Origin of the sequence: Serratia sp. LACPHL-BACT-2024-00286 (genome assembly GCF_043109535.1) — a bacterium.
In the GTDB taxonomy this organism is placed as follows: domain Bacteria; phylum Pseudomonadota; class Gammaproteobacteria; order Enterobacterales; family Enterobacteriaceae; genus Serratia; species Serratia sarumanii.
In genome coordinates this window covers 1-533 of the sequence record NZ_JBICNA010000023.1, presented here as the reverse complement: position 1 = coordinate 533, position 533 = coordinate 1, and the positions used below count along the sequence as shown (strand labels likewise).

At 54.0% G+C, this 533-nt stretch carries 1 rRNA gene; it reads right to left on the bottom strand.

Annotated features, from left to right (window positions below):
* A 23S ribosomal RNA gene (locus tag ACF8MC_RS25660) occupies nt 1-533 on the bottom strand; the annotation flags it as partial.

Genomic DNA, 533 nt, shown 5'->3' with positions numbered 1-533 from the left:
AAGTTTCGCGCTTAGATGCTTTCAGCGCTTATCTTTTCCGCACTTAGCTACCGGGCAATGCCATTGGCATGACAACCCGAACACCAGTGGTGCGTTCACTCCGGTCCTCTCGTACTAGGAGCAACCCCTCTCAATCTTCCAACGCCCACGGCAGATAGGGACCGAACTGTCTCACGACGTTCTAAACCCAGCTCGCGTACCACTTTAAATGGCGAACAGCCATACCCTTGGGACCTACTTCAGCCCCAGGATGTGATGAGCCGACATCGAGGTGCCAAACACCGCCGTCGATATGAACTCTTGGGCGGTATCAGCCTGTTATCCCCGGAGTACCTTTTATCCGTTGAGCGATGGCCCTTCCATTCAGAACCACCGGATCACTAAGACCTACTTTCGTACCTGCTCGAGCCGTCACTCTCGCAGTCAAGCTAGCTTATGCCTTTGCACTAACCTCACGATGTCCGACCGTGATTAGCTAACCTTCGTGCTCCTCCGTTACTCTTTGGGAGGAGACCGCCCCAGTCAAACTACCC